The organism is Laribacter hongkongensis DSM 14985, from assembly GCF_000423285.1.
Lineage (GTDB): Bacteria > Pseudomonadota > Gammaproteobacteria > Burkholderiales > Aquaspirillaceae > Laribacter > Laribacter hongkongensis.
Window position 1 is genome coordinate 25,059 of the sequence record NZ_AUHR01000004.1, and the last position, 24,178, is coordinate 49,236.

The 24,178-nt window shown below is 63.4% G+C and carries 25 protein-coding genes; 13 read left to right on the plus strand and 12 right to left on the minus strand.

Features of this window, described 5'->3' with window-relative positions; translation table 11 throughout:
- Nucleotides 1-8: 8 nt before the first annotated feature.
- From flgM to G542_RS0104720, 5 genes are all read right to left on the minus strand, one after another.
- Nucleotides 9-305 (minus strand): flagellar biosynthesis anti-sigma factor FlgM, encoded by a 297-nt coding sequence (gene flgM / locus G542_RS0104700; RefSeq protein ID WP_012696070.1) that lies wholly within the window; start codon nt 303-305, stop codon nt 9-11.
- A gap of 99 nt (nt 306-404) precedes the next feature.
- Entirely contained in the window at nt 405-1,079 is a 675-nt protein-coding gene (flgA, locus tag G542_RS0104705; protein WP_012696071.1) for a flagellar basal body P-ring formation chaperone FlgA, read from the minus strand.
- An 82-nt stretch (nt 1,080-1,161) separates the two neighbouring features.
- Nucleotides 1,162-2,568 carry a threonine synthase gene (gene thrC, locus G542_RS0104710; RefSeq protein ID WP_012696072.1) on the minus strand — a complete coding sequence of 469 codons (1,407 nt, stop codon included), beginning with the start codon at nt 2,566-2,568 and terminating at the stop codon, nt 1,162-1,164.
- Entirely contained in the window at nt 2,565-3,104 is a 540-nt protein-coding gene (locus G542_RS0104715; protein ID WP_027823520.1) for a GNAT family N-acetyltransferase, read from the minus strand. The genes thrC and G542_RS0104715 overlap by 4 nt, the downstream gene beginning before the upstream one ends.
- Entirely contained in the window at nt 3,097-4,407 is a 1,311-nt protein-coding gene (locus G542_RS0104720) for a homoserine dehydrogenase (protein WP_012696074.1), read from the minus strand. Before G542_RS0104720 ends, G542_RS0104715 begins: the two co-directional genes overlap by 8 nt.
- Before the next feature lie 258 nt (nt 4,408-4,665).
- Between G542_RS0104720 and G542_RS0104725 the strand changes: the two genes are divergently transcribed.
- Nucleotides 4,666-5,130: a universal stress protein gene (locus G542_RS0104725; protein ID WP_012696075.1), complete on the plus strand. Its 465-nt coding sequence runs from the start codon at nt 4,666-4,668 to the stop codon at nt 5,128-5,130.
- A gap of 58 nt (nt 5,131-5,188) precedes the next feature.
- On the opposite strand, the gene trxA is transcribed toward G542_RS0104725, so the two are convergent.
- Both trxA and G542_RS0104735 read right to left on the minus strand, forming a co-directional pair.
- Entirely contained in the window at nt 5,189-5,557 is a 369-nt protein-coding gene (trxA, locus tag G542_RS0104730) for a thioredoxin (protein ID WP_012696076.1), read from the minus strand.
- 274 nt (nt 5,558-5,831) lie between these two features.
- A complete protein-coding gene (locus tag G542_RS0104735; protein WP_012696077.1) occupies nt 5,832-6,785 on the minus strand; it encodes a class I SAM-dependent methyltransferase in 954 nt (317 codons plus the stop codon).
- Between the two features lie 97 nt (nt 6,786-6,882).
- Between G542_RS0104735 and G542_RS0104740 the strand changes: the two genes are divergently transcribed.
- Nucleotides 6,883-7,317, plus strand: coding sequence for an ion channel (locus tag G542_RS0104740; protein ID WP_012696078.1), 435 nt, complete (start codon nt 6,883-6,885; stop codon nt 7,315-7,317).
- Here G542_RS0104740 and G542_RS0104745 read toward each other — a convergent pair.
- The 4 genes from G542_RS0104745 to queA all read right to left on the minus strand — a co-directional run bounded on the left by G542_RS0104745 (nt 7,312) and on the right by queA (nt 10,369).
- A complete protein-coding gene (locus tag G542_RS0104745) occupies nt 7,312-8,184 on the minus strand; it encodes an ATP-binding protein (RefSeq protein ID WP_012696079.1) in 873 nt (290 codons plus the stop codon). The two genes, G542_RS0104740 and G542_RS0104745, sit on opposite strands and share 6 nt — an antisense overlap.
- A 66-nt stretch (nt 8,185-8,250) precedes the next feature.
- The gene (ubiE, locus tag G542_RS0104750) at nt 8,251-8,985 is read right to left on the minus strand and encodes a bifunctional demethylmenaquinone methyltransferase/2-methoxy-6-polyprenyl-1,4-benzoquinol methylase UbiE (RefSeq protein ID WP_027823521.1); all 735 of its coding nucleotides are present in this window, start codon (nt 8,983-8,985) and stop codon (nt 8,251-8,253) included.
- 2 nt (nt 8,986-8,987) lie between these two features.
- The gene (locus G542_RS0104755; RefSeq protein WP_027823522.1) at nt 8,988-9,341 is read right to left on the minus strand and encodes a gamma-butyrobetaine hydroxylase family protein; all 354 of its coding nucleotides are present in this window, start codon (nt 9,339-9,341) and stop codon (nt 8,988-8,990) included.
- Nucleotides 9,338-10,369, minus strand: a complete 1,032-nt coding sequence (gene queA, locus G542_RS0104760; RefSeq protein ID WP_027823523.1) for a tRNA preQ1(34) S-adenosylmethionine ribosyltransferase-isomerase QueA — start codon at nt 10,367-10,369, stop codon at nt 9,338-9,340. The genes G542_RS0104755 and queA overlap by 4 nt, the downstream gene beginning before the upstream one ends.
- 252 nt (nt 10,370-10,621) lie before the next feature.
- Here queA and aroQ point away from each other — a divergent pair, with 252 nt between their 5' ends.
- From aroQ to tyrS, 10 genes are all read left to right on the plus strand, one after another.
- The gene (gene aroQ / locus G542_RS0104765) at nt 10,622-11,065 is read left to right on the plus strand and encodes a type II 3-dehydroquinate dehydratase (RefSeq protein WP_027823524.1); all 444 of its coding nucleotides are present in this window, start codon (nt 10,622-10,624) and stop codon (nt 11,063-11,065) included.
- A gap of 44 nt (nt 11,066-11,109) precedes the next feature.
- Nucleotides 11,110-11,568 (plus strand): acetyl-CoA carboxylase biotin carboxyl carrier protein, encoded by a 459-nt coding sequence (gene accB, locus G542_RS0104770; protein WP_027823525.1) that lies wholly within the window; start codon nt 11,110-11,112, stop codon nt 11,566-11,568.
- A 141-nt stretch (nt 11,569-11,709) separates the two neighbouring features.
- Nucleotides 11,710-13,062: an acetyl-CoA carboxylase biotin carboxylase subunit gene (accC, locus tag G542_RS0104775; RefSeq protein WP_027823526.1), complete on the plus strand. Its 1,353-nt coding sequence runs from the start codon at nt 11,710-11,712 to the stop codon at nt 13,060-13,062.
- Nucleotide 13,063: 1 nt separating this feature from the next.
- Entirely contained in the window at nt 13,064-13,957 is an 894-nt protein-coding gene (gene prmA / locus G542_RS0104780) for a 50S ribosomal protein L11 methyltransferase (protein ID WP_027823527.1), read from the plus strand.
- A gap of 111 nt (nt 13,958-14,068) precedes the next feature.
- Nucleotides 14,069-15,601 (plus strand): DUF3426 domain-containing protein, encoded by a 1,533-nt coding sequence (locus G542_RS17380; protein ID WP_244878682.1) that lies wholly within the window; start codon nt 14,069-14,071, stop codon nt 15,599-15,601.
- Nucleotides 15,602-15,781: 180 nt separating this feature from the next.
- The gene (locus tag G542_RS0104790; protein ID WP_012696088.1) at nt 15,782-17,764 is read left to right on the plus strand and encodes a methyl-accepting chemotaxis protein; all 1,983 of its coding nucleotides are present in this window, start codon (nt 15,782-15,784) and stop codon (nt 17,762-17,764) included.
- Nucleotides 17,765-17,853: 89 nt separating this feature from the next.
- Nucleotides 17,854-18,384: an RNA pyrophosphohydrolase gene (locus G542_RS0104795; RefSeq protein WP_012696089.1), complete on the plus strand. Its 531-nt coding sequence runs from the start codon at nt 17,854-17,856 to the stop codon at nt 18,382-18,384.
- Entirely contained in the window at nt 18,368-19,006 is a 639-nt protein-coding gene (locus G542_RS0104800) for a DUF2238 domain-containing protein (protein ID WP_051189912.1), read from the plus strand. The genes G542_RS0104795 and G542_RS0104800 overlap by 17 nt, the downstream gene beginning before the upstream one ends.
- A gap of 13 nt (nt 19,007-19,019) precedes the next feature.
- On the plus strand, nt 19,020-20,990 hold the full coding sequence (gene parE / locus G542_RS0104805; RefSeq protein WP_027823529.1) for a DNA topoisomerase IV subunit B: 1,971 nt from the start codon (nt 19,020-19,022) through the stop codon (nt 20,988-20,990).
- 75 nt (nt 20,991-21,065) lie between these two features.
- Entirely contained in the window at nt 21,066-22,343 is a 1,278-nt protein-coding gene (gene tyrS / locus G542_RS0104810) for a tyrosine--tRNA ligase (RefSeq protein ID WP_027823530.1), read from the plus strand.
- Between the two features lie 75 nt (nt 22,344-22,418).
- Here tyrS and cysB read toward each other — a convergent pair whose 3' ends face one another.
- Nucleotides 22,419-23,357, minus strand: coding sequence for an HTH-type transcriptional regulator CysB (gene cysB / locus G542_RS0104815; protein WP_027823531.1), 939 nt, complete (start codon nt 23,355-23,357; stop codon nt 22,419-22,421).
- 132 nt (nt 23,358-23,489) lie between these two features.
- Here cysB and G542_RS0104820 point away from each other — a divergent pair, with 132 nt between their 5' ends.
- A complete protein-coding gene (locus tag G542_RS0104820) occupies nt 23,490-24,176 on the plus strand; it encodes a phosphoadenylyl-sulfate reductase (protein ID WP_027823532.1) in 687 nt (228 codons plus the stop codon).
- The last annotated feature ends 2 nt before the right edge of the window (nt 24,177-24,178 follow it).

The window sequence follows — 24,178 nt, forward strand, 5'->3', positions numbered from 1 at the left end:
ACGTCAAATCAGGGTTTCTGGGCCGAAAGCAGTTCGCGGGCGCTGGCAATCAGGCCGTCGGCAATCGCGTCGGCATTGATGCTGAATTCGCCGCGGGCAATGGCGGACTTGATGGCATCGATCTTGCCGGCATCAAATGCCGGAGCGGTTTCGCCAGCTGCGGCAGTCTGCACACGGTTGACCAGCGGATTGATGCTGACCTGGTCATTCTTGTCCGCAACATTGCTGCGTCCGGTCGCGTTGCTGCGGTTTCCCGGTTGTGCTGCCGGCTGAAGGGCCGGTGGAAGCTGTGAATGGATTTTCATGGCGATACGCCTGCTTGTCATGTCTGGTATTGACTGTAATATCGACGAAACGGTCCCTGACTTGAATCAAGCGCGGCGATTTCTTGTCGTCCTGCCGCTTCAATAGCGCAGCTGGATACTGCCATCAGCTGCGACTACGCCTTGTATGGTACGGCCTCCGGGCATGCGTACGCCAATCACTTCACCCTCGCTACCGTTGGTCAGTGCCACACCATCGGCCCAGACACTGAAAGCCGGTCCGATGGCCTGTACCTTTACCCGTTCATTCTGGCGCACCAGCAGCGGCGAAGCCAGCATTTCCCGCCGCAGGGTCACGCCGGTACCCACCCCTCGCCCCAGTGACTTGCCGACCACGTCTTCAATCCGGGTGAAGCTGCCGGCCGGAGCCCGGCCGTTCCGGCTGGGTTCCAGGCGGATGTCTTCGGCCGTGATGACCGCTCCGGCCTCCAGCGGACGGATGAATGTCACCAGTCCCTGCTGGCTGACTACCCGTACCGGCAAGCGCAATGACCAGCCGTGTTCCGGGCACGACAGCTTCAGTGCGTTGCTGCCCTGCCGTTTTTCGCCTGTCCAGGCAAACTCCGGCTGCCGGCACGCCGGTAGGGCCAGCCGCCGGTCGATCTGGCCGAACTGCAGGTTCACGTTCTGGCCTTGCCACTCGTTTTCGGCAAATGCACGAGCAGCAGTTTCAAGTGCGCTGATATCCTGGCGGGCAGCCCAAGCCAAAGGGCTGGCCAGCGCCAGACACAACATTACGGGAAGGAAAGCATGCATGCCGCGATTGTAGCGTGGCCGGCAGGCAGACAAAACAACGGCCACCTGTTCAGGTAGCCGCACAAGGCTGAATGCCGGGAGTTCAGCCGAGCCGGGCCTCGACATAACGCTTGATTTCAGCGGCATCGGCGTTGACGACCGTCACCCGCTTGGGCAGGGATTCGATATCGTCCAGCCCGGCCGGTCGTGGCGGTGTCAGGTTGACCGCTTCGCGGATGGTCTCCTCGAACTTGGCCGGCAGGGCCGTTTCCAGGCACAGCATCGGCACCCCTGTTTCACGCCACGCGGCGGCCACTTTCAGGCCGTCGGCGGTATGGGTGTCCACCAGCACGCCGTAGCGATCCCAAGTCGAGCGGATGGTGGCCAGCCGGTCAGCGTGGGAGCTCTTGCCGGATACGAAGCCGAAGTCCGCCACGCGGGCGAATGCGTCGGTGCCGGCGAGATCAAAGCTGCCGCCTGCGTCTACCTTGGCCCACAGCCCGCGTACCCTAGCCGGATCGCGGCCGACCAGATCGAACACGAAGCGCTCGAAGTTGGACGCCTTGGAAATGTCCATCGACGGGCTGGAGGTGATGTGGGTGTCAGCCGTGCCGCGCGGACGGTAAGCACCGGTGCGGAAGAATTCGTCCAGCACGTCGTTTTCGTTGGTGGCGACCACCAGCTTCCGGACCGGAAGCCCCATCATGCGGGCAATGTGACCGGCACACACGTTGCCGAAGTTGCCCGACGGCACGCAGAAGCTGACGCTTTCGTCATTGCTGCGGGTGGCGGCAAAGTAGCCCTTGAAGTAGTACACCACCTGCGCCACCACGCGTGCCCAGTTGATCGAATTCACCGTGCCGATCTTGTAGCGGGCCTTGAAGGCGTGGTCGTTCTGCACTGCCTTGACGATGTCCTGGCAGTCGTCGAACACGCCGCGCACTGCGAGGTTGTGGATGTTGGCATCCATCAGGCTGTACATCTGCGCCTGCTGGAACGGGCTCATCAGGCCGTGTGGGCTCAGCATGAACACATTGATGCCGGCCTTGCCACGCATGGCGTATTCGGCGGCGCTGCCGGTGTCACCGGACGTGGCACCGAGGATGTTGAGGGTTTCGCCACGGCGGGCCAGCACGTATTCGAACACATGGCCAAGGAACTGCATGGCCACGTCCTTGAAGGCAAGGGTCGGGCCGTTGGAAAGCTCGAGGATCGCCAGCCCCGGCTCCAGTTCCTTGAGCGGGGTAATGTCGGTGCTGCCGAACACCTCGGCGCGGTAGGTGGCAGACACCAGGCGCTTCAGGTCGTCAGCGGGAATGTCGTCGGCGAACAGGCGGATGATTTCAAACGCCAGTGCCGGGTAATCAAGGCCACGCCAGGCATCGAGGGTGGCGCGGTCGATCTGCGGGTAGTGCTCGGGCAAGGCCAAGCCGCCATCGGGGGCCAGCCCCATCAGGAGAATGTCGGAAAAGCTGCCCAGCCGGGCGCCGCGGGTGCTGATGTAGTTCATGGTATCGGGTCGGGGTCGGGAAGATGCCGGCCGAGGATGGACAGCGAACGGCGGGTGCCGTCCAGCTCGGCCACGTCGGGCAGCTCTCCCCAAGAGGCAAAGCCGGCCCGGGCAAACAGGGCAAGGCTTGCGGGGTTGTGCGAAAAAATGAAGCCCAGCAGGGTGCGGATACCCAGTGCCGGGCTGCGGGCCATGACGTAGTCGAGCAGCCAGCGCCCGAGGCCGTGGCCGCGCGCGGGTCCGGCAAGGTAGATGCTGACTTCGGCAGTGGCCGCATAGGCCGGCCGGCCGTAAAACGGTGACAGGCTGGCCCAGCCCAGGAGTTGCCCTTCGGCATCCTCGACCACCCACAGCGGGTGGTGATCGGGGTGATGGGCATCAAACCACGCCTGCCGGCTGGCCACGCTGACTGGCTCGGTATCGGCTGTCACGGTGCGCAGCGGCACGGTGCTGTTGTAGATGGCGACGATGCCGGGCAGGTCTGCCGCCCGGGCAGGGCGGATGGCCGTGCCCGGCAGCGGCGGCAGGTCAGCCATTCAGGGCTTCCATGCGGATGCGCACGATGCGGCCCTTGACGCTGTCGAGTGCCTCGATGCGGCGGATGGCCGAGTTGGCGTGTTTTTCCTGTACGCGATGGGTCAGCAGCACGATTTCGGTATGACTGCCCTGGTCGCTGCCCTTCTGGATCAGCGCTTCGATCGAGATCTGCTCGTCGGCCAGGATGCGGGTGATGTCGGCCAGCACGCCCGGACGGTCCACTACCGGCACGCGCAGGTAGTAGCTGGTTTCGATTTCTTCGATCGGCAGGATCGGCAGGTCGGCAATGCACTCCGGCTGGAACGCCAGATGCGGCACGCGGTGTTCCGGATCAGCGGTGGCAAGACGGGTCACGTCGACAATGTCGGCGACCACGGCCGAGGCGGTCGGCAGGCTGCCGGCGCCGGCGCCGTAGTAAAGCGTCGGGCCGACGGCATCGCCCTTGGCCAGCACGGCGTTCATGACGCCGTTGACGTTGGCGATCAGGCGGCTTTCCGGAATCAGGGTCGGGTGTACACGCAGCTCAATGCCGTTGGCGGCGCGGCGGGTAATGCCCAGCAGCTTGACGCGGTAGCCCAGTTCTTCGGCGTAGCGGATGTCTTCGGACGTGAGTCTGGAGATGCCTTCGAGGTAGCACTTGTCGAACTGCATCGGGATGCCGAAGGCGATGGCCGACATGATGGTCAGCTTGTGGCCGGCGTCGTGGCCTTCGATGTCGAAGGTCGGGTCGGCTTCGGCGTAGCCGAGCTCCTGTGCCTGCCTGAGCACGTCGGCAAACGCCAGGCCCTTCTCGCGCATTTCGGTCAGGATGAAGTTGGAGGTGCCGTTGATGATGCCGGCGATCCATTCGATGTGGTTGGCGGTCAGGCCTTCGCGCAGCGCCTTGATGATCGGGATGCCGCCGGCCACGGCCGCTTCAAAGGCCACGATCACGCCCTTGGCGCTGGCGCGGGCAAAGATTTCGTTACCGTGTTCGGCCAGCAGTTTCTTGTTGGCGGTGACCACGTGCTTGCCGTTGTCGATGGCCGTGAGTACCAGGTCCTTGGCGATGCCGGTGCCGCCGATCAGTTCCACCACGATGTCGATGTCGGGGTGGGTGGCAACCAGCCGGGCGTCGCTGACCACTTCCACGTCGTCGCCGACGAGTTCGCGTGCCTTGGCCACGTCCAGGTTGGCGGCCATTTTGAGTGCGATCGTGCGGCCGGCGCGGCGGCTGATTTCTTCTGCGTTGCGTTTCAACACGGTGGCGGTACCGCCGCCGACCGTACCGACGCCCATGATGCCCACATGAATCGGCTTCATCGTTGCTCCTGCGTTAGATGCCTGAATGAGTATGTAAAAACCTAGCTCCGAATATGCCACACAATTTGCTGCGGCGCGTGAAATGGCGTATTTGGCGCCGGACAAGCCACCAGGAGTTGACTCGGGTCAAGCAGGAACGGCGTCATGTCCCCATACTGGAAAGGCTGGCGCCGGAACCGGCTCCGGGCGCGGCAACTCCAAAATCACAGGGCTGGCACCATGCCGCCATGCAATCCGATCCGATGAAGGGAGACAATGATGTATCGCAATATTCTGGTTCCGCTGGACGGCAGTCCGGCTGCCGAGCGTGGCCTGCAGGAAGCCATTGCACTGGCCGCGGCGCTGGGCAGCAGGATCAAGCTGCTGCACGTCATTGATCCGACCGTGGTCTACCCGATGATCGCCTACATCCCGCGCGAAGACCTGACCCTGTCCGGCGGGCATGACAAAACCCTGCGTGACGAGGCCGAGGCACTGGTGGCCCGTGCCGAAGCCAGCGCCCAGGCCAAGGGCGTAGCGACCGAACGCCTGATCGTGACCCGTGACGTGACGACGGTGGCCGACCTGATCGTCGAGGCCGCCGAACAGAGCAATGCCGACATGATCGTGATGGGCACGCACGGCCGGCGCGGACTTGACCGCCTGCTGATGGGCAGCGATGCCGAGATGGTGCTGCGCAACAGCCGGGTGCCGGTGCTGATGGTACGCGAGGTGCAGTCCTGAGCCGGACGACTGTTCGGGCAGCATGAAAAACGGCCGCTGTTGCGGCCGTTTTTGCGGATCATTGTCCGGGCTTTTCCGCCTCGATCTGGCGGCGGACTTCATCCATGTCGACCGAGCGGACCTGTCCGATCAGCTGTTCCAGTCCATTGGCCGGCAGGGCACCGGCCTGCTGGAACAGCATGATCTGTTCGCGGAACACCATCAGGGTCGGAATGGAGCGGATGCCGAAGGCCGAGGCCAGGGCCTGTTCTTCTTCGGTGTTGACCTTGGCGAACAGGATGTCCGGATGCTTGTCGGCAGCAGCTTCAAAAATCGGGGCAAACATGCGGCAAGGAGCACACCACGGCGCCCAGAAGTCGATGATGACCGGCTTGTCGGACTGGACGGTTTCGTTGAAGTTGGCTTGAGTCAGAATCTGTACGGCCATGATGGCTTCCTTTGCATAAGGCGGAACGACGGCCTGCTAACGGCCGGTGGCAAGTAATATGGAAGTAGCGTAGCTGGTCGCAAGTCTCTTGGATAATTGAATTGCTTGCCGTTACGTAATAGTTATAGCCTATGTGACGAACAAAAAAATGCGCCGCTAAAGGGCGGCGCAGAAGTCTGCAAAGGAGAAATAGAGGAGAAACTACATCGAACCAACTGCGGTTCAGATGTAATATTAGACTTCTCTGAAAATCTAACCTTGATCCATGTCAAGTTCACGCATTGTCTTTGGCTATGATGCGGAAGCACTGGTGGATCTTGCGGTTACGGAAATCTTCCGGCACGGACTGATGGGTAATGTCGGTGACGTGGTAGCGCTCGGCCAGCTCGGTTGCCAGCGTGAAGCCGCGCAGGTTGTTGGAGAAATACAGGACCCCTCCAGGTGCCAGCAGCTGCATGGCACTGTCGACCAGATAGTGCTGGTCCCGCTGGACGTCGAGGGTGTCGAACATCTTTTTCGAGTTGGAAAACGATGGCGGGTCCATCACGATCAGGTCGTACTGTTGACCCTGGTCGATGGCATCGTCGAGCCAAGCCAGTACGTCGGCACGCTCGCGCCGGTGGCAGGGCAGGTCCAGCCCGTTGAGCGCCAGATTGCGCTCGGCCCAGTCAAGATAGGTGTTGGAGAGGTCGACCGTCATGCTGCTGCTGGCGCCACCGGCCGCAGCATGCACGGTAAAGCTGCCGGTATAGGCAAACAGGTTGAGAAAACGTTTGCCGGCCGCTTCGCTGCGGACCCGGGCGCGGGTAGGCCGGTGGTCGAGGAACAGGCCGGTATCCAGATAGCGGGTCAGGTTGACCTCAAAACGCAGCCCGGCCTCGTGGACGACAAAGAATTCGCCCGCGTCACCGGTCTTTTCGTACTGGGCCAGCCCTTTCTGGCGCTGGCGGGTCTTGAAGGCGATCTGCTCAAACGGAACGGACAGGGCTTCGGCGCAGGCCGCCTTGACCCCTTCCGCCCAGATTTCACGGGTTTCGTCATCCTGCTGCCAGCCGGTGTCGTATTCGGCAATGTGCAGCCAGTCGCCGTAGCGGTCGACGGCTACCGGAAACTCCGGCAGGTCGCGGTCGTAGACACGCCAGCAGTCGGTCGCCATCCGGCGGGCGAGCTTGGCGGTGTGGCGGTCGTTTTTTTTCAGGCGGTTGATGAAGGGAGTCAGGTCACGCATATCGGCAGGTCGGCAGCAAAGAACGAACGGGGCAGCGCCCCGTCCAATTCCGCATTATCAATCACATTGTCCGTTCCACGCACCAAAGGATGAGGTGATGGCGTATTTTTTCTGGGCAGCCTTCCTGACCCTGCTGACCGTGGTCGTGCATGCGCTGGGGATTTTCTGCATCAACCGGCTGACGCATTTCATGATCGGCCGCATCCGGGTTTCCGCTTTCAGCGAGACCGTGCTGTTCGGCGTGGTGACCTACCTGCTGATGCTGGTGCACATGGGGCCGGTGCTGCTGTGGGCGCTGTTTTACTGGCACACGGCCGGCATGGAGAGCTTCAGCAATGCGTTTTTCTATTCCATTTCCAGCTACTCAACCGTCGGTCTGGCCGACCACGGGCCGGCCGGAGCGCTGGGGCGGCTGCTCGGGCCGTATGAGTCCGCACTGGGCATGCTGATGTTCGGCCTGTCCGGCGCCTATCTGGTGCACGTGCGCGAGCTGACGCGCGAGCAGGCCAAGGCCGCGGCACGGTTGTTATAGCGACAGGGCAGTGCGTTCCTCGGGCATCCTGCCGGCCCAGTCGCAGGCAAATTGCCAGGCAATGCGGCCCGAGCGCGCACCGCGCAGGCGGGCCCACAACAGGGCCGCGGCTTCGGCCTCCGGGTCCGGTTCCAGCCCGAAGTGCTGTAACCAGACGCCGACTGCTGCCAGATAGGCATCCTGGTCGAAAGGATAGAAAGACAACCACAGGCCAAAGCGCTCGGACAGGGAGACTTTCTCTTCGACGGCTTCGCCGGGATGGATTTCGTCGTCGATGCGCTGGGTGGCCAGGTTGTCGGCCATGCGGTCGGGCAACAGGTGGCGACGGTTGGAAGTGGCATAGATCAGCACGTTGTCGGCCCGCTGGGCCAGTCCGCCGTCCAGGGCACTCTTGAGCGCCTTGTAGGCGTCGTCGCCCTCTTCAAACGACAGGTCGTCACAGAACAGGATGAAGCGTTCCGGACGCAGGGACAGCGGCTCGACAATGTCGGCGAGGTCGGCGAGATGCTGGCGGTCGACCTCCACCAGTCGCAGCCCGTCGGCCATGAAGGCCGGCAGCAGGGCCTTGACCAGCGAGGATTTGCCCGAGCCGCGCGCGCCGGTCAGCAGCACGTTGTTGGCCGGGCGTCCGGCGACAAAGGCGGCCGTATTGCGCAGCAGGCGGGTTTTCTGCCGCTCGACATGGGTGAGTTCGTCCAGCCGGACGGTGTGCGGCGCCGATACGGCACGCAAGACACCTCGGCCGTTCTGCCGCTGCCAGCGGAATGCCGGCGCGTTCCAGTCAGTGGGCGGCAGCGGCGGTGGCAGCAGGCGGTCAAGGCGGTCGAGCAGGGCGTCAAAGCGTTGCAGCAGGGCAGGGTCGGTCATGGCAGAGGGCATCGGGCGTGCAAGTGGAGCCGGCCCGGTCGGACCGGAGCAGAGGGCCGGCCAGGCTTACAGCTTGTAGCCCTTGTGCAGGGCCACGACACCGGCGGACAGGTTGTGGTAGTCCACCTTGCCGAAGCCGGCCTCCAGCATCATGTCCTTGAGGGTATCCTGGTCCGGGTGCATGCGGATCGATTCGGCAAGGTACTGGTAACTGTCGGCATCGCGGGCCACCAGCTTGCCCATCAGCGGCAGGGCCTTGAACGAATACAGGTCGTAGACCGGCTTGAGCGGGGTCCAGACTTTGGAAAACTCCAGCACCAGGAGCTTGCCGCCGGGCTTGAGCACCCGGCACATTTCCTTGAGTGCCTGGTCCTTGTGGGTCATGTTGCGCAGGCCGAAAGCCACCGATACCAGATCGAAATGGTTGTCGGGGAACGGCAGCTTTTCGGCGTCGGCAATGGCGACCGGCAGGATCATGCCCTCGTCGAGCAGGCGGTCGCGGCCGACGGTCAGCATGGAGCTGTTGATGTCGGTCAGCCACACTTCACCGGTCTTGCCGACGCGTTTTTTCCAGCCGCGGGCGAGGTCGCCGGTGCCGCCGGCAATGTCGAGCACCTTCATGCCCGGCCGCACACCGGCGGTCGACAGGGTGAAATGCTTCCAGATCCGGTGCAGGCCGCCCGACATCAGGTCGTTCATCACGTCGTATTTTTTGGCCACCGAGTGGAATACTTCGGCCACACGGCCGGCTTTATCGTCTTCGTTGACGGTCTTGAACCCGAAGTGGGTGGTCTTGTCCATGCTTACTCCCGGCTCTTGCCTGCGGCGGCAAGGCGATTCAGATAATCCTGCCAATAGTCGGTCTGATGCTGCCCGAGGTCGTGGAGCGTGGCCCAGCTGTAAATGCCGCTCGAATGACCGTCGTCAAACACCAGCTTGATTGCGTATTGCCCGACCGGCTCGATGCCGGTAATGGCGACGTGGCGCTTGCCGTGTTGCAGCACTTCTTGTCCCGGCGCATGTCCGCGTACCTCGGCAGAAGGTGAAAACACGCGCAGGTATTCGCACGGCAGCGAAAAACGGCTGCCGTCGTCAAAGGCGACTTCCAGCACCCGGGAGGCCTGGTGCAGCACGATGTCGGTGGGAATCGGGGTCATGGCTGTGCGTCCTGCCGTTCCAGCAGCATGGCGTCGCCATAGCTGAAAAAGCGGTATTGCCGTTCGATGGCGTGCCGGTAAGCCGCGCGGATGGTTTCGGTGCCGGCAAAGGCACTGACCAGCATCATCAGGGTGGACTTGGGCAGGTGGAAATTGGTCACCAGCCGGTCCACCACGCGGAAGCGGTAGCCCGGGGTGATGAAAATGTCGGTTTCGCTGGGGCCGGCCCGCAGCTCGCCCGACTGCGCACCGGCTTCCAGTGCACGCATCGAGGTGGTGCCGACGGCGACCACGCGGCCACCCCGCGCCCGGCAGGCGGCGATGGCGTCAACGGTGGCCTGCGGGATGACAAAGCGTTCGCTGTGCATCTTGTGCTCGGCGATGTTGTCCACCCGCACCGGCTGGAAAGTGCCGGCACCGACGTGCAGGGTGACGCGGGCCACGTCGATGCCGCGGGCGCGGATGGCGGCCATCAGCCCGTCGGTAAAGTGCAGGCCGGCCGTCGGAGCCGCCACGGCACCCTGCTCGCGGGCATAGATGGTCTGGTAGCGTTCGTCGTCATTGTCGCCGGCGCTGCGGGTGATGTAGGGCGGCAGCGGCAGGTGGCCGGCGGCGTCGAGGATGTCGAGCACGCTGGTGTCGCCAGGGAAGCGCAGCAGGAACAGCTCACCCTGCCGTTCGACCATTTCTGCTTCCCAGCGGTCGGCAAACACCAGACGGCTGCCGGGCTTGGGTGATTTGCTGGCGCGGACGTGGGCCAGTGCCGTGCGTTCGTCCAGCACGCGTTCGACCAGTGCCTCGACTGCTCCGCCACTGGCCTTGCGGCCGAACAGGCGGGCCTTGATCACGCGGGTGTCGTTGACGACCAGCAGGTCGTCCGGCGACAGCAGTCCCGGCAGGTCGGCAAACTGCAGGTCGGCCAGTCCGGCCGGGCTGACGTGCAAAAGCCGGCTGTTGCCCCGCTCGGCCGGCGGGAACTGGGCGATCAGGTGTGCGGGAAGGTGATAGTCGAAATCAGAAAGCTGCATGGCATCGGCCGATGGGAAAACCGGGCGATTATATGTCACTCGGCGACAGGGCGTGGCGCAGGCGTGTGGCGGATTTTCCATGCTGGCAGGAGGGGATGGAAAATTTTGCATGTACAGAGCAAATACTCTGAATTTGCGGAAAAATTGCCGGTCTGATGCAGTCCGGCTGGTCGCGGACAGGGTTGATCCGCTTGCCAGTTTTTGCACGTTTGCCGCACAATCGCCGCCATGTCGACGAAAAACCCTTCCGAGATGCCCCGAATCCTGGTCTTGCATGGTCCCAACCTGAACCTGCTGGGAACCCGTGAACCGCAGCATTACGGCGCAGATACGCTCGACGCGATCAATGCCCGGCTGGTGGCTCGCGCAGCCGCGTCCGGGGTGGCATGCGACACGTTCCAGTCCAATGCCGAATACCGGCTGATCGAACGCATCCATGACGCGCGCACCGACGGAACCGGTTTCATCGTCATCAACCCGGCGGCCTTCACGCATACCAGCGTGGCCCTGCGCGACGCGCTGGCTGCCGTGGACCTGCCTTTTGTCGAGGTGCACCTCTCCAACGTGCACAAACGCGAACCTTTCCGCCATCACTCCTACTTTTCCGATCTGGCTGTCGGCGTGATCTGCGGGCTGGGTGCGCGTGGCTATGACCATGCCCTCGAACATGCACTGGACACCCTGACGGCCTCCTGACTCCGGATGCCGTCTTACCGCTATTTCTACGGGATATATCCGCCATGGACCTTCGCAAACTGAAAAAACTCATCGACCTTGTCGAGGAATCCGGCATTGCCGAACTGGAAGTCACTGAAGGGGAAGAAAAAGTCCGCATCACGCGCGTGCAGGCCGGTGGTACGGTCAATTACGCCGCGCCGATGATGCAGGCCGTTCCGGCTGCCGCGCCTGCCGCTGCACCGGTGGCGGCACCGGCGGCACCGGCTGCCGCGCCGGCAGTGGACAACAGCAAGGCGGTCAAGTCGCCGATGGTCGGCACGTTCTATCGTGCCTCCAGCCCGAGCGCCAAATCCTTTGTCGAGGTGGGCAGCCAGGTCAACGTCGGCGATACCCTGTGCATCATCGAGGCGATGAAGCTCATGAACGAGATCGAGTCGGACCGCGCCGGCGTGGTCAAGGCCGTTCTGGCGGAAAACGGCCAGCCGGTCGAATTCGGCGAACCCCTGTTCATCATCGAATAAACGGCAGCGCAATCAGCGAGAGGGGAAGGCAGGGAGCAAACCCGTCCAGTGCCTTCCCTCTTCTGTTTCCGGCACCCCGCCCACCAGCCTTGGCTGCCCGGGCCGCGTGTGCCGGACAATGCCTGCCGTGGAGGTTGCAAGATGTTTGAAAAAATCCTTATCGCCAACCGTGGTGAAATCGCCCTGCGCATCCAGCGTGCCTGCCGTGAAATGGGCATCAAGACCGTGGTGGTGCACTCCGAGGCCGACCGCGAGGCCAAATACGTCAAGCTGGCGGATGAGTCGGTCTGTATCGGCCCGGCAGCGTCCAGCCTGTCGTACCTCAACGTGCCGGCCATCATTGCTGCCGCCGAAGTGACCGACTCGCAGGCCATCCATCCGGGCTACGGCTTCCTGTCGGAAAACGCCGACTTTGCCGAGCGTGTCGAGCAATCCGGCTTCGTGTTCATCGGCCCGCGTGCCGAAACCATCCGCCTGATGGGCGACAAGGTGTCGGCCAAGCAGGCCATGATCGAGGCCGGCGTGCCGTGCGTACCGGGTTCCGGCGGCGCCCTGACGGATGATCCGGCCGAAATCACCAAGATGGCACGGGAAATCGGCTATCCGGTGATCATCAAGGCCGCCGGTGGCGGTGGTGGCCGCGGCATGCGCGTAGTGCATTCCGAGGCGGCACTGATCAACTCGGTCAACATGACCAAGACCGAGGCGCAGGCAGCCTTCGGCAATCCGACCGTGTACATGGAAAAGTTCCTCGAGACACCGCGTCACGTGGAAATCCAGATCCTGGCCGACGAATACGGCCACGCCATCTATCTGGGCGAGCGCGACTGCTCGATGCAGCGCCGCCACCAGAAAGTGATCGAGGAAGCGCCGGCTCCGGGCATTACCCAGAAGCAGCGCGACAAGGTTGGTCATGCCTGTGCCGAAGCCTGCCGCCGCATCGGCTACCGTGGTGCCGGTACGTTTGAATTCCTGTACGAGAACGGCGAGTTCTACTTCATCGAAATGAACACCCGCGTGCAGGTCGAACATCCGGTGACCGAGCTGATTAGCGGCGTGGACATCGTGCAGGAGCAGATCCGCATCGCTGCCGGTGAAAAGCTGCGCTACACGCAGAAGGACATCAAGCTGCACGGCCATGCCATCGAGTGCCGCATCAATGCCGAAGATCCGTTCACCTTCGTGCCGAGCCCGGGCAAGATCGACGGCTACCATCCGGCGGGCGGCCCTGGCATCCGTATTGATTCGCACATCTATCAGGGGTATACCGTCCCGCCTTATTACGACTCGATGGTGGGCAAGCTGATCGCTTACGGCGATACGCGCGAGCAGGCAATTGCCCGCATGCGCGTGGCCCTGTCCGAGATGGCCATCACCGGGATCAAGACCAACATTCCGCTGCACCAGGAACTGATGATGGACGCCGCCTTCCACCGCGGCGGCACCAGCATCCACTATCTGGAGCACCGGCTCGCAGAACGCAAGAAAGGCTGACATGAGCTGGCAGCAAGTGGCGATCGACGCCGACAGTCGCATTGCCGAACGATTCGCCGACACCCTGATGGAACTGGGCGCCCTCTCCACCGCGATCGAGGACGCCGCTGCCGGCACCGAGTTCGAGCAGCCGATTTTCGGGGAGCCCGGCGAACCGGTCGACCGGCTGTGGGAACAAAGCCGCATCATCGTCCTGTTTGCCGCTGATGCCGATGTCGCCATGCTGATCGCTGCTGCTGCCGGTGAAGCGGGCATGCCGACACCGGTCTATACGGTCGAAGCGGTCGAGTCGCAGGACTGGGTGCGCCTGACGCAAAGCCAGTTTGACCCCATCCGCATTTCCGGCCGGCTGTGGATCACGCCGACCTGGCATGATGCTCCCGACGCCAGCGCCATCAATCTGGCACTGGATCCGGGTCTGGCCTTCGGTACCGGCAGCCATCCGACCACCCGCCTGTGCCTGCAATGGCTGGATGCGAACATCCAGGGAGGGGAGAGCGTACTCGACTACGGGTGTGGCTCGGGCATCCTCGCCATTGCCGCCATCAAGCTCGGCGCCACCGACGTGACCGGCATCGACATTGACCCGCAGGCCGTGCAGGCCAGCCGTGACAATGCCGTGCAAAACCAGGTGACCGCCGCCTTCGGGCTGCCGGATGCGCTGGAAGACAGCCGGCAGTTCGACGTACTGGTCGCCAACATCCTTGCCAATCCGCTGCGCATGCTGGGCGACCTGCTGGCCTCGCATGTGCGTGCCGGCGGCCACATCGTGCTGTCGGGCATTCTGGAAGAACAGGCGCAGGAGCTGTCCGAGCTCTACTCTGCTTGGTTTGAAATGGATCCTCCGGTATTCGACGAAGGCTGGACCCGTCTTTCCGGTGTGCGCCGGGCCTGACCGCCGGAGCAGCAACAGCGTACAATGCGCCGCATCTTGCGGCGCATTTGCATGAAGGGGTTTCCTGCATGCAAGTCCGTCCCGTCCAAACCCGCTTTGACACACTCTGCCATGTACATTACGCAATGCCCCCACTGTGACACCCGTTTCCGTGTGCTGCCCGAGCATCTCGAAGTGGCTGGCGGGCAGGTGCGTTGCGGCCGCTGCCGCACGGTTTTCAATGCCCGCGAGCGGCTGGAGCAAGAGCCTGCTGCCAGTGCACCTCCCGCTCCGGTGACCGCCCGGGAAAAAGCCGTACCGGAAACCGTGGGCAGCATGGCTGCTGCCGTCGCGACGGCAGGTACTCCGGCTCCGCGGGTTGCACCACAGCCAGAGATGCGTACGGATCCCGTCCCGGCTGAAGACGATGCGCCACCGGCCACCGAAGCCCAGCGGCTGGCCGCTGCCATGCGGCAGATGCAGGCCAGCGGACACTGGACGGAAACCTCGCTGCGCGAAAGTGACCGGGAACTGGCTCCGGCAGACGAGCCGGACGGGCTCTCAGGTGAAGATTTCTCGCTGGATTTGCCGGACTTCAGTACCGGCGTAACGGCAACACCGGTTTCCGGCATGGCCGCAGAACAGCCGGCAGCCGCTCCTGATGCAAGCCCTGAGGTTGCATCCGAAGCCGAAGAGCAAGGCGATGTAGCATCGGAAACCACAGATGACCCGGTGACATCTTTCCGTTCGTCGGCGACACCGGAGGCCGTAGAAGCCGATGAAGCCTTTGACCAGTCCGAAGAGAACAGGCCGGAACCTGTTGCAGTGACACCGGAGCCGGCCCCCGATGCCGACTTTGCCAGCCTGCTGGCCGGGTTGACCGGTCAGCCGGCCGGATCGCCTGCCGGCCAGCCCGCTGATGACAAGCCGGCGACAGACGACAGCCTGCCGCGCTTCAGTGCGCTGGCTGATGACGACGATGAAGATGTCGCCGTCAGCCTGTCGGGGGATCATCGCCGGCGCGAACCACAACTGAATGCCGGTCCGGAAGAGACCCCGCTGGGTGCCGCTGCCGCCACGGAGGCGGCAGATGCCCTGTTTGCCGGGCCGAGGACGAGTGACGGGCCGGCTCCTGAGACCATCGAGCCGTCGCCGCCTGTGCCCCGGGATGAGGCTGCGCCGGGCAAACCGCGCACCCTGTTGTGGGCCGGGCTGTCCCTGGCGGCATCGCTGGCGCTGGCCGGGCAACTGGCCTACCTCTACCGGGCCGAAATCGCCCGCGAAGTTCCTGGTACCCGGGCACCGCTTGAAGCCGTCTGTTCATTGATGGGGTGCAGCGTGCCACTGCCGCAGGATGCTGCCATGCTGCGTACCGAGTGGTCGGAGATGCGCTATGTGCCTGATCAGCCGCAACTGGTGCAGCTGGCGGCCACGGTGCAGAACCACGCACGTTACAACATGGTGTGGCCGTCGATGCAGCTGGTACTGAAAGACGCGAAGGACCATGTGCTGGCCAAGAAGGTTTTTGCACCGGCCGAGTGGCTGCCTGCCGATATGGCCAAAACTGCCGTTTTTCCGGCTGGCGGCAAGGTGAAGCTGCAAATGCAGATCGCCCTGACCGACATCCGTTCCCAGGGCTACAGCATCAGCTGGTTTTACCCCTGATCCAGGAAGGCGGTTGCACTGGTACCGGTCCGGACGTTTTAGCGCCGGACCGCGCCAAATGTGCAGGATGTTTGCATTAACCGGGTATTTTAAGAATGTTTGAAGGTTAAAATAGCGCTCCATGTCCGTGCCGAGCATGAAGGTGCGTGACGTTCCCTGATCCAGACCACAGGTTGCTCCATGATCAATCTTTCGATTCGTGCCCGTCTGCTGCTGCTTGTAGCCTTTCCGGTCGTCCTGCTGCTGATCTACATCGGCATCGACTTGCGGGAAAACTACCGTTTGATGCATGAAATGGAAGAAACCGCGGTGCTGACCGGATTTTCCAGTGTTTCCAATGATCTCGTGCACTCGCTCCAGGCCGAGCGGGGCCGCTCGGTGGGCTGGCTCAATGGTCATGCAGACCGCAAGCCGATCGAAGACACCCGGGCCGATACTGATCGTGCCCAAGCGGCACTGAATGATTTCATCCGGACGGCTGAACTGCCGGCGGCCATCCGCAGCGATCTGGGGTCATTGCAAAACGACCTGGCGACACTGGCCGCCCTGCGCCAGTCGGTCGACGACAAGTCGATTTCGCCGGCTGATTCACTGGCCCGTTATACCAAGGCCATCGACGGCCTGTTCCGTTTCGTGACCGTACTCCAGCAGAACAGCAGCGACCCGGTGCTGGCTCGCGACGTGTCGGCGATGCTCGGCCTGCTGTGCCAGAAGGAGTTTGCCGGGCGCGAACGCGCCATGATCAACGGAGCGCTGGCTGCCGGTTCGTTTGCTCCCGGCTCGCGTGACCGCGCGATGCTGGGACTGGGCCAGCAACAGGCCTGCCAGTCGCAGTTCGAGCGTTTCGCCGAGTCGTTCATGGTCGAGGCCTACACAATGATCCGTACTACGCCCGAATACAGCGGCAGCATCGGGTTGCGCGAGCGCATCCTGGCGCCTGATGCCGACCTGGCTGCCCTGGGCATTCCGGCTGCCGAGTGGTTCCGCCAGTCATCGCTGCATATCGACGCCATCAAGGGCATGCTGGATACCGTGGCTCTGACCCTCCAGGCCAAGGTGGCCCAGCGAGTGGAGGAAACCCGTACCCACCTGCTGATCGGAACCGGCATCGCGCTGGGCCTGCTGGTAGTGCTGGCCGTGCTCCTGACCATGACACTGCGCAGCATCCTGAGTCCGATCCGTCGCCTGCAACAGCTGATGGACCGCATGAGCGACACGTTTGACCTGTCTGCCCGTGCCAATATCCGCGGCACGCACGAAGTGGCCCGCATGGCGAGATCCTTTGACCGGCTGGTCGATGCCTTCGAGCAGGCAGTCGGCGACGTGGAAAACAACGCCCGCTTCCTCTCCGGGGCTGCCGGACAGCTGGCGCAGATCAGCCAGCAGGCCAGCCAGGCCAGCAGTGCGCAAACCGAATCGTCCTGCCAGATCGCTGCGGCGACCGAAGAGATGAGTACCGGCATCGCCTGTGTGGTCGACAATGCCAAGGCCAGCGAAAGCAACGCCCAGGCTGCCCGCGAGATGGCCGAACGTGGCGTGAGCAGCATGGCCCATACCGCCGAGGAAATCCGCCGGACGGCAGACCAGGTGAAGGACACGGCAGTCCTGATCGATACCCTGCACGAACGCTCGCAGGCCATCAGCCAGATCATCGTGGCGATCCGCGACATTGCCGACCAGACCAACCTGCTGGCCCTGAACGCAGCCATCGAGGCGGCCCGGGCCGGCGAACAGGGGCGCGGCTTTGCCGTGGTGGCCGATGAAGTCCGCAAGCTGGCCGAGCGCACCTCGTCGGCCACGCTGGAAATCACCAGCCTGATCGGTGCCATCCGCTCCGATACCGACCGTGTGGCAGCCGGCATGGGAGATGCCAGCCGGCAGATGCACCAGGGGCTTGAGCTCCTGGGCGAGTCGAGTGCTGCGCTGGCCCGCATCCGCGAAACGGCCGAAGAAACCCTGGCGAAAAACAGTGAAATCAGCATGGCGATGCAGGAACAGAGCCACACCAGCAATGATGTGGCCGGCAATATCCAGCGCATTGCCGAGCAGAACGAGCAGACCAGCCGGCTGGTGGCCGAGTCGGCCGAAATCGCCGGTTCGCTCAGTCAGACCGCCAGTCAGCTGGAGGCGCTGGTCGGACGCTTTCGCATCACTCGTGGCTGAGTAAGGGGCACGTCCGGCACCGTGCGTTTGCCGCACTGGAAACAGTGTGAAAAAATTGAGCCAACTCAACGAATTTTGGTTGCACAGCCATGCTGGATCGGGACGGTTATCGCCCCAATGTCGGAATCATCATCTGCAATACCAGGAATCAGGTGTTCTGGGGCAAGCGGGTGCGCGAGCACTCGTGGCAGTTTCCGCAGGGGGGCATCAAGCCGGGCGAAAGCCCGGAAGCCGCAATGTATCGCGAGCTGATGGAAGAGGTGGGGCTGAGTCCCCACCATGTCAAAATCATCGGCCGGACGCGTGACTGGCTGCGTTACGACGTGCCGACCCACTGGGTCCGCCGCGAATGGCGCGGCAGTTACCGCGGGCAGAAACAGATCTGGTTCCTGCTGCGCCTGACCGGCCGTGACAGTGATGTCTGCCTGCGGGCTACCCATCACCCCGAGTTCGACGGCTGGCGCTGGAGCGATTACTGGTCGCCCATCGAGCATGTCATCGACTTCAAGCGCAACGTGTACGAAATGGCGCTGACCGAACTGTCGCGTTACCTGCGTGGACTCGAATCGCGCCAGGCCAGCGATGCCGGAGCGGTGCAGCCTGATGGCGCGCCTCTCTGAACGTGCCTTGCCGGCATCATCTCCGCAGCCGCGCCTGGTATCACTCCTTGTGTGGGGGCTGGTGCCGGGCGTGCTGCTGTGGTCCGGTGTGTCGCCTCATGACCGGCTGACCTGGTGGCTGGAAGTCCTGCCGGTCCTGGTGGGGCTGCCCTTGCTGGCGTGGTGTCACCGCCATTTTCCGCTGACTCCGCTGGTGCAGGCAGCCATTGCCCTGCACATGCTGGTGTTGCTGTACGGCGGACACTACACCTACGCCCTGACCCCGGCCGGTGACTGGTTACAGTCATGGCTCGGGCTGTCCCGCAACCCGTTTGACCGCATCGGTCACCTGATGCAGGGGGCCGTGCCGGCGCTGGTTGCCCGCGAAATCCTGCTGCGCCGCACAGCCCTGACACCAGGTGGATGGCTGACGTTTCTGGTCATCTCGGTGTGCCTGGCCATCAGTGCCGGCTACGAACTGATAGAATTCGCCGCCGCCCGGCTTCTGGGGCAGGGGGCCGACCAGTTTCTCGCCATGCAGGGCGATGTCTGGGATACCCAGTGGGACATGCTGTGCGCCCTGATTGGCGCATCGGTGTCGCTGCTCCTGTTTTCCCGCTGGCATGACCGCCAGCTCGCCTGACTGAACATTCCCAATGAGCCAGATTTACGACGAAAGCGCGGTGCGCGTCCTCAAGGGCCTCGAGCCTGTCAAGGAACGCCCCGGCATGTACACCCGGACCACCGATCCCACCCACATCTGCCAGGAAGTGATCGACAACGCCGCTGACGAAGCACTGGGCGGCTTTGCCAGAAAGATCGCTGTCACGGTCCATGCCGACGGTTCACTGTCGGTCGAGGATGACGGGCGCGGCATTCCGGTTGGCCTGCATCCTGCCGAAGGGGTGCCGGTGGTCGAGCTGGTGTTCACCCGCCTGCACGCCGGTGGCAAGTTCGACAAGCAGGCCGGCGGTGCCTATGCATTTTCCGGCGGCCTGCACGGTGTCGGCGTATCGGTCACCAACGCCCTGTCCACCCGGCTGGAAGTCGAGGTCAGGCGCGATGGCAGCGTCTGGCAGATCGCCTTCTCCGGCGGTGATGTGGTCGAGCCGCTCACCCGGACCGGCAGCTGCGGTCCTCGCACCAGCGGAACGCGGGTCCGGGTCTGGCCTGATCCGCGCTACTTCGAAAGTCCGCGCTACTCCCTGCACGAGCTGGAACGCCTCCTGCGCGCCAAGGCTGTCCTGCTGCCGGGCGTCGCCGTCACGCTGACGGTGGAAAAAGCCGACGGCAGCAACGACACCCGTACCTGGCGCTACCCTGACGGCCTCAAGAGCTATCTGGCCGAACTGTGCCAGGGCGATGCCCCGCTGGCCCCGCCCTTTGCCGGCGAAAACTACGCCGGAGCCGAGCACGACACCTTTGCCCAGGGCGAAGGGGCGGCGTGGGCCTTTGCCTGGTTCGAGGAAGGCAGCGGTGGCGGCGAGAGCTACGTCAACCTGATTCCCACCGCCAGTGGTGGCACCCACGAAGCCGGCCTGCGGACCGGTGTGTTCGAGGCCATGAAAGCGTTTGTCGAGCACCACGGCCTGATGCCGCGCGGGGTCAAGCTGGTGGCCGAGGACGTATGGGGGCGGGCACGCTACGTGCTGTCGGCACGGGTACTTGATCCGCAGTTCCAGGGGCAGACCAAGGAAAAGCTCAACAACCGCGATGCCCTCAAGCTGGTCGCTGCCATGGTGCGCGACCCGTTCGAGAACTGGCTCAACACCCACGTTGAGGACGGCAAGAAAATCGCCGAACTGGCGATCCGGCAGGCGCAGAGCCGCCTGCGCTCGGTCAAGAAAATCGAGAAGAAAAAAGGTAGCGGCGTGGCCGTGCTGCCGGGCAAGCTGACCGATTGCGAAAGCGAAGACATCGAGCGCAACGAACTCTTTCTGGTCGAAGGGGATTCGGCCGGTGGGTCGGCCAAACTCGCCCGCGACAAGGAGACCCAGGCCATCCTGCCGCTGCGCGGCAAGGTGCTCAACAGCTGGGAAACCGACCGCGACCAGCTGTTCGGCAATGCCGAAATCCACGACATCGCCGTGGCAATCGGCGTGGACCCGCACGGAGCCGGCGATATGCCGGACCTCTCCGGCCTGCGCTACGGCAAGATCTGCATCCTGTCTGACGCCGACGTGGACGGCTCGCACATCCAGGTCCTGTTGCTGACCCTTTTCTACCGTCACTTTCCGGCGCTGGTGGCTGCCGGGCACGTCTATGTGGCGCAGCCGCCGCTGTTCCGGGTCGATGTGCCGGGGCAGGGCAAGAACCGGCCGCCACGCAAGTTCTACGCACTGGACGAGGCCGAACTGGAGGGCATTGTCGACCGCCTGCGTGCCGAGAAAGTGCGTGAGGGCAGCTGGTCGGTCAGCCGCTTCAAGGGCCTTGGCGAGATGAACCCCGAGCAGCTCAAGGACACCACCATGAATCCGGACACCCGTCGCCTGCTGCCGGTCCGGGTACGTGACGGAGCCGACGACCTGACCCGGCGCATGTTCGTCATGCTGATGGGCAAGGGCGAAGCGGCCAGCCGGCGCAGCTGGATGGAATCGCGCGGTCACGAAGTCGAAGCCGACATTTAAGCCGGCGTATAATCGGTTTTTTTGCCGGGCGGGGGCCAGCGGTCCCCGCTCCTGTTTTGTGGAGCCAGAGCAACGATGTCCGAGAGAAATGTGATTCAGGAACTGGAGGCCCGCGGCCTCATCGCGCAACAGACCGATTCCGGGGCGCTGCAAAAGCTGCTGGAAAGCGAAAGCGTGACCCTGTATTGCGGCTTCGATCCGACGGCGGACAGCCTGCATCTGGGCCATCTGGTGCCGCTTTTGATGCTGCGTCGCTTCCAGGAAGCCGGCCACCGCCCGATCGCACTGGTCGGTGGAGCCACCGGCATGATCGGCGACCCGAGCTTCAAGGCCGCCGAGCGCAAGCTCAACACCCCGGACGTGATTGCCGGCTGGGTGGACAAGATCCGTCGCCAGCTGTCGCCGTTCCTGTCGTTCGAGGGCGACAACGCCGCCGTAATGGCCAACAACTACGACTGGTTCGGCCAGATGAACGTGCTGGAATTCCTGCGCGACATCGGCAAGCACTTCTCGGTCAACGCCATGATCAAGAAAGAGTCGGTGCAGCAGCGCATCAGCCGCGAAGACCAGGGCATCTCGTTCACCGAGTTTTCCTACAGCCTGTTGCAAGGCAATGACTTTGCCGAGCTCAACCGCCGTTTCGGCTGCAAGCTGCAGATCGGTGGCTCCGACCAGTGGGGCAACATCACTGCCGGCATCGACCTTACCCGTCGCCTGAACCAGCAGCAGGTCTTCGGTCTGACCGTGCCGCTGATCACCAATTCCGACGGCACCAAGTTCGGCAAGAGCGAAGGCAATGCGGTGTGGCTGGATCCGCAGAAGTGCTCGCCCTACAAGTTCTACCAGTTCTGGCTGGGCGTGGCCGATGCCGATGTGTACCGCTTCCTGCGCTACTTCACTTTCCTGTCGATCGAGCAGATCGATGCCATCGAGGCTGCCGACAAGACCAGCGGCACCAGGCCGCAGGCGCAGCGCATCCTGGCCGAAGAAGCCACCCGCCTGGTGCACGGTGACGAGGCGCTGAAAGCTGCCCAGCGCATTACCGAGAGCCTGTTCTCCAACGACCTGTCGGCGCTGACGGCCGAGGATCTGGCCCAGCTGGCGCTGGATGGCCTGCCGGTGCTGGACATGGCCGGGCAGGGAGACGGCCTGATTGATGCCTTGGCTGCCAGCGGGCTGGCCAAGTCGAAAAGCGAGGCGCGTACATTCATCCAGAGCGGTGCGGTCAGCATCAACGGCATCAAGGCTGAAGGGCTGGATTACTGCCTGACCGGGGATGACCGCCTGTTTGGCCGGTATACGCTCCTGAAGCGTGGCAAGAAGCTGTACGCCCTGCTGGTGTGGCCGGCCTGACCGGAAAAGCGGCCCCTTGAAGCAATGACGGCGACCCTCAGGGGTCGCCGTTTGCATGTCTGGCGTCTGTCCGGGTCAGTCCTCATCGTCCTGGTTGGCCAGGGCCTGTTCGACCACCGGGCGGGTCAGGTGCGGGGCAAACTGCTCGATGAAGTGATAGGCATAGCCGCGCAGGTATACGTCGCGCCGCACGCCGATACGGGTGGTGGAGGGGCGGAACAGGTGTTCGGCGTGGATCAGGTCGAGCTGGGTGTCGCGGTCTGGCTCGTAGGCCATGGTGGCGATGATGCCGATGCCCAGACCGAGGGCGACATAGGTCTTGATCACGTCGGTGTCGATGGCGGTGAGCACGAAGTTCGGCTCCAGCCCGGCCTCTTCGAACGCGCTGTTGATCTTGTTGCGGCCGGCAAAGGCAAAGTCATAGGTAATGATCGGCCAGGCAGCGATGTCTGCCAGCGTGATCGGGCGGTCCAGTCCGGTGAGCGGATGGTCCAGCGGCACCACCACGCTGCGGTTCCACTGGTAGCAGTCCAGCGCCACCAGCTCGTCAAACAGGGTGATGCCCTCGGTGGCGATGGCGAAATCGGCCTCGCCGGCCACCACCATTTCGCAGATCTGTACCGGGCTGCCCTGCTTGATGCGCAGGGTGACTTCCGGATAACGCTGGCGGAAGGCCTTGACGGCCACTGGCAGGGCATAGCGCGCCTGCGTATGCGTGGTGGCGATGGTCAGTTCGCCCTCTTCCTCGCGGGCGAATTCTTCGCCCACCCGCTTGAGGTTCCGGGCTTCACGCAGGATGGTGCTGGCGATGTCCAGTACCTGTCTGCCCGGCTCGCTGACGGCCACCATGCGCTTGCCGTTGCGGATGAACACCTGCACGCCCAGTTCGTCCTCGAGCAGCCGGATCTGCTTGGAGATGCCCGGTTGCGAGGTGTGCAGTTTTTCGGCGGCTTCGGACACGTTCAGTCCCTGGCGGGCCACTTCGACCAGATAGCGCAGTTGTTGCAGTTTCATAGGATCGGTACGGGTATCGGAATCAGTTAAATAACTGAAGGTGATTTAACTCTAACACAATCTTATTTTGTTGTTCTAAGGATGGCTGGGTAGCATGCTGTGAAATGTCATGAATGACTGAGAGGACGAGCCATGTCGCTCGACGCGAAAATCATGCAGGTGCAGGAACTGCTGGCCGGGATAGCCGCCGGGTTTCCGGCCGCTGCGCTGGCCAATAGTCTGGGGGCCGAGGACATGGTCCTCATGGACCTGACGGCACGGGCCGGTGTGCCGCTGGCCGTGTTTTGCCTCGATACCGGCCGGCTGCCGGCAGAGACCTACGATCTCCTGGCGCGCCTGTCCGGTGCGTATCCGCAACACCCGGTCGAGGTGTGGGTACCGGAGCATGGCGGAGTACAGGCATATGTGGCTCAGTTCGGCATCAACGGTTTTTACGACAGCGTGGCCGCCCGCCAGGCCTGTTGCGCCGCCCGCAAGCTGGAGCCCCTGGGGCGGGCACTGGCCGGACGCGGAGCCTGGGTGACCGGCCTGCGCCGGACGCAGTCGGTGACCCGCAGCGCGCTGGCCGTGCGCGAGGATGATCCGGTCAACGGGCTGGTCAAGTTCAGTCCGCTGGCCGACTGGAGCGAGGCCGAGGTGTGGGAATACGTGCACCGTTTTTCCGTGCCTTACAACGCCCTGCATGACCGTCATTATCCGTCGATCGGCTGCGCGCCGTGCACGCGGGCTGTTGCCGTTGGCGAGGACGTGCGTGCCGGCCGCTGGTGGTGGGAAAACCCGGAACACAAAGAGTGCGGGCTGCATCGCAAGCCGGCCTGAAG

What these genes read in the sequence shown, in the direction of transcription:
- flgM (WP_012696070.1), bottom strand. Translation starts at nt 305, where the DNA reads ATGAAAATCCATTCACAGCTTCCACCGGCCCTTCAGCCGGCAGCACAA.
- flgA (WP_012696071.1), bottom strand. Translation starts at nt 1,079, where the DNA reads ATGCATGCTTTCCTTCCCGTAATGTTGTGTCTGGCGCTGGCCAGCCCT.
- thrC (WP_012696072.1), bottom strand. Translation starts at nt 2,568, where the DNA reads ATGAACTACATCAGCACCCGCGGCGCCCGGCTGGGCAGCTTTTCCGAC.
- G542_RS0104715 (WP_027823520.1), bottom strand. Translation starts at nt 3,104, where the DNA reads ATGGCTGACCTGCCGCCGCTGCCGGGCACGGCCATCCGCCCTGCCCGG.
- G542_RS0104720 (WP_012696074.1), bottom strand. Translation starts at nt 4,407, where the DNA reads ATGAAGCCGATTCATGTGGGCATCATGGGCGTCGGTACGGTCGGCGGC.
- G542_RS0104725 (WP_012696075.1), top strand. Translation starts at nt 4,666, where the DNA reads ATGTATCGCAATATTCTGGTTCCGCTGGACGGCAGTCCGGCTGCCGAG.
- trxA (WP_012696076.1), bottom strand. Translation starts at nt 5,557, where the DNA reads ATGGCCGTACAGATTCTGACTCAAGCCAACTTCAACGAAACCGTCCAG.
- G542_RS0104735 (WP_012696077.1), bottom strand. Translation starts at nt 6,785, where the DNA reads ATGCGTGACCTGACTCCCTTCATCAACCGCCTGAAAAAAAACGACCGC.
- G542_RS0104740 (WP_012696078.1), top strand. Translation starts at nt 6,883, where the DNA reads ATGGCGTATTTTTTCTGGGCAGCCTTCCTGACCCTGCTGACCGTGGTC.
- G542_RS0104745 (WP_012696079.1), bottom strand. Translation starts at nt 8,184, where the DNA reads ATGACCGACCCTGCCCTGCTGCAACGCTTTGACGCCCTGCTCGACCGC.
- ubiE (WP_027823521.1), bottom strand. Translation starts at nt 8,985, where the DNA reads ATGGACAAGACCACCCACTTCGGGTTCAAGACCGTCAACGAAGACGAT.
- G542_RS0104755 (WP_027823522.1), bottom strand. Translation starts at nt 9,341, where the DNA reads ATGACCCCGATTCCCACCGACATCGTGCTGCACCAGGCCTCCCGGGTG.
- queA (WP_027823523.1), bottom strand. Translation starts at nt 10,369, where the DNA reads ATGCAGCTTTCTGATTTCGACTATCACCTTCCCGCACACCTGATCGCC.
- aroQ (WP_027823524.1), top strand. Translation starts at nt 10,622, where the DNA reads ATGCCCCGAATCCTGGTCTTGCATGGTCCCAACCTGAACCTGCTGGGA.
- accB (WP_027823525.1), top strand. Translation starts at nt 11,110, where the DNA reads ATGGACCTTCGCAAACTGAAAAAACTCATCGACCTTGTCGAGGAATCC.
- accC (WP_027823526.1), top strand. Translation starts at nt 11,710, where the DNA reads ATGTTTGAAAAAATCCTTATCGCCAACCGTGGTGAAATCGCCCTGCGC.
- prmA (WP_027823527.1), top strand. Translation starts at nt 13,064, where the DNA reads ATGAGCTGGCAGCAAGTGGCGATCGACGCCGACAGTCGCATTGCCGAA.
- G542_RS17380 (WP_244878682.1), top strand. Translation starts at nt 14,069, where the DNA reads ATGTACATTACGCAATGCCCCCACTGTGACACCCGTTTCCGTGTGCTG.
- G542_RS0104790 (WP_012696088.1), top strand. Translation starts at nt 15,782, where the DNA reads ATGATCAATCTTTCGATTCGTGCCCGTCTGCTGCTGCTTGTAGCCTTT.
- G542_RS0104795 (WP_012696089.1), top strand. Translation starts at nt 17,854, where the DNA reads ATGCTGGATCGGGACGGTTATCGCCCCAATGTCGGAATCATCATCTGC.
- G542_RS0104800 (WP_051189912.1), top strand. Translation starts at nt 18,368, where the DNA reads ATGGCGCGCCTCTCTGAACGTGCCTTGCCGGCATCATCTCCGCAGCCG.
- parE (WP_027823529.1), top strand. Translation starts at nt 19,020, where the DNA reads ATGAGCCAGATTTACGACGAAAGCGCGGTGCGCGTCCTCAAGGGCCTC.
- tyrS (WP_027823530.1), top strand. Translation starts at nt 21,066, where the DNA reads ATGTCCGAGAGAAATGTGATTCAGGAACTGGAGGCCCGCGGCCTCATC.
- cysB (WP_027823531.1), bottom strand. Translation starts at nt 23,357, where the DNA reads ATGAAACTGCAACAACTGCGCTATCTGGTCGAAGTGGCCCGCCAGGGA.
- G542_RS0104820 (WP_027823532.1), top strand. Translation starts at nt 23,490, where the DNA reads ATGTCGCTCGACGCGAAAATCATGCAGGTGCAGGAACTGCTGGCCGGG.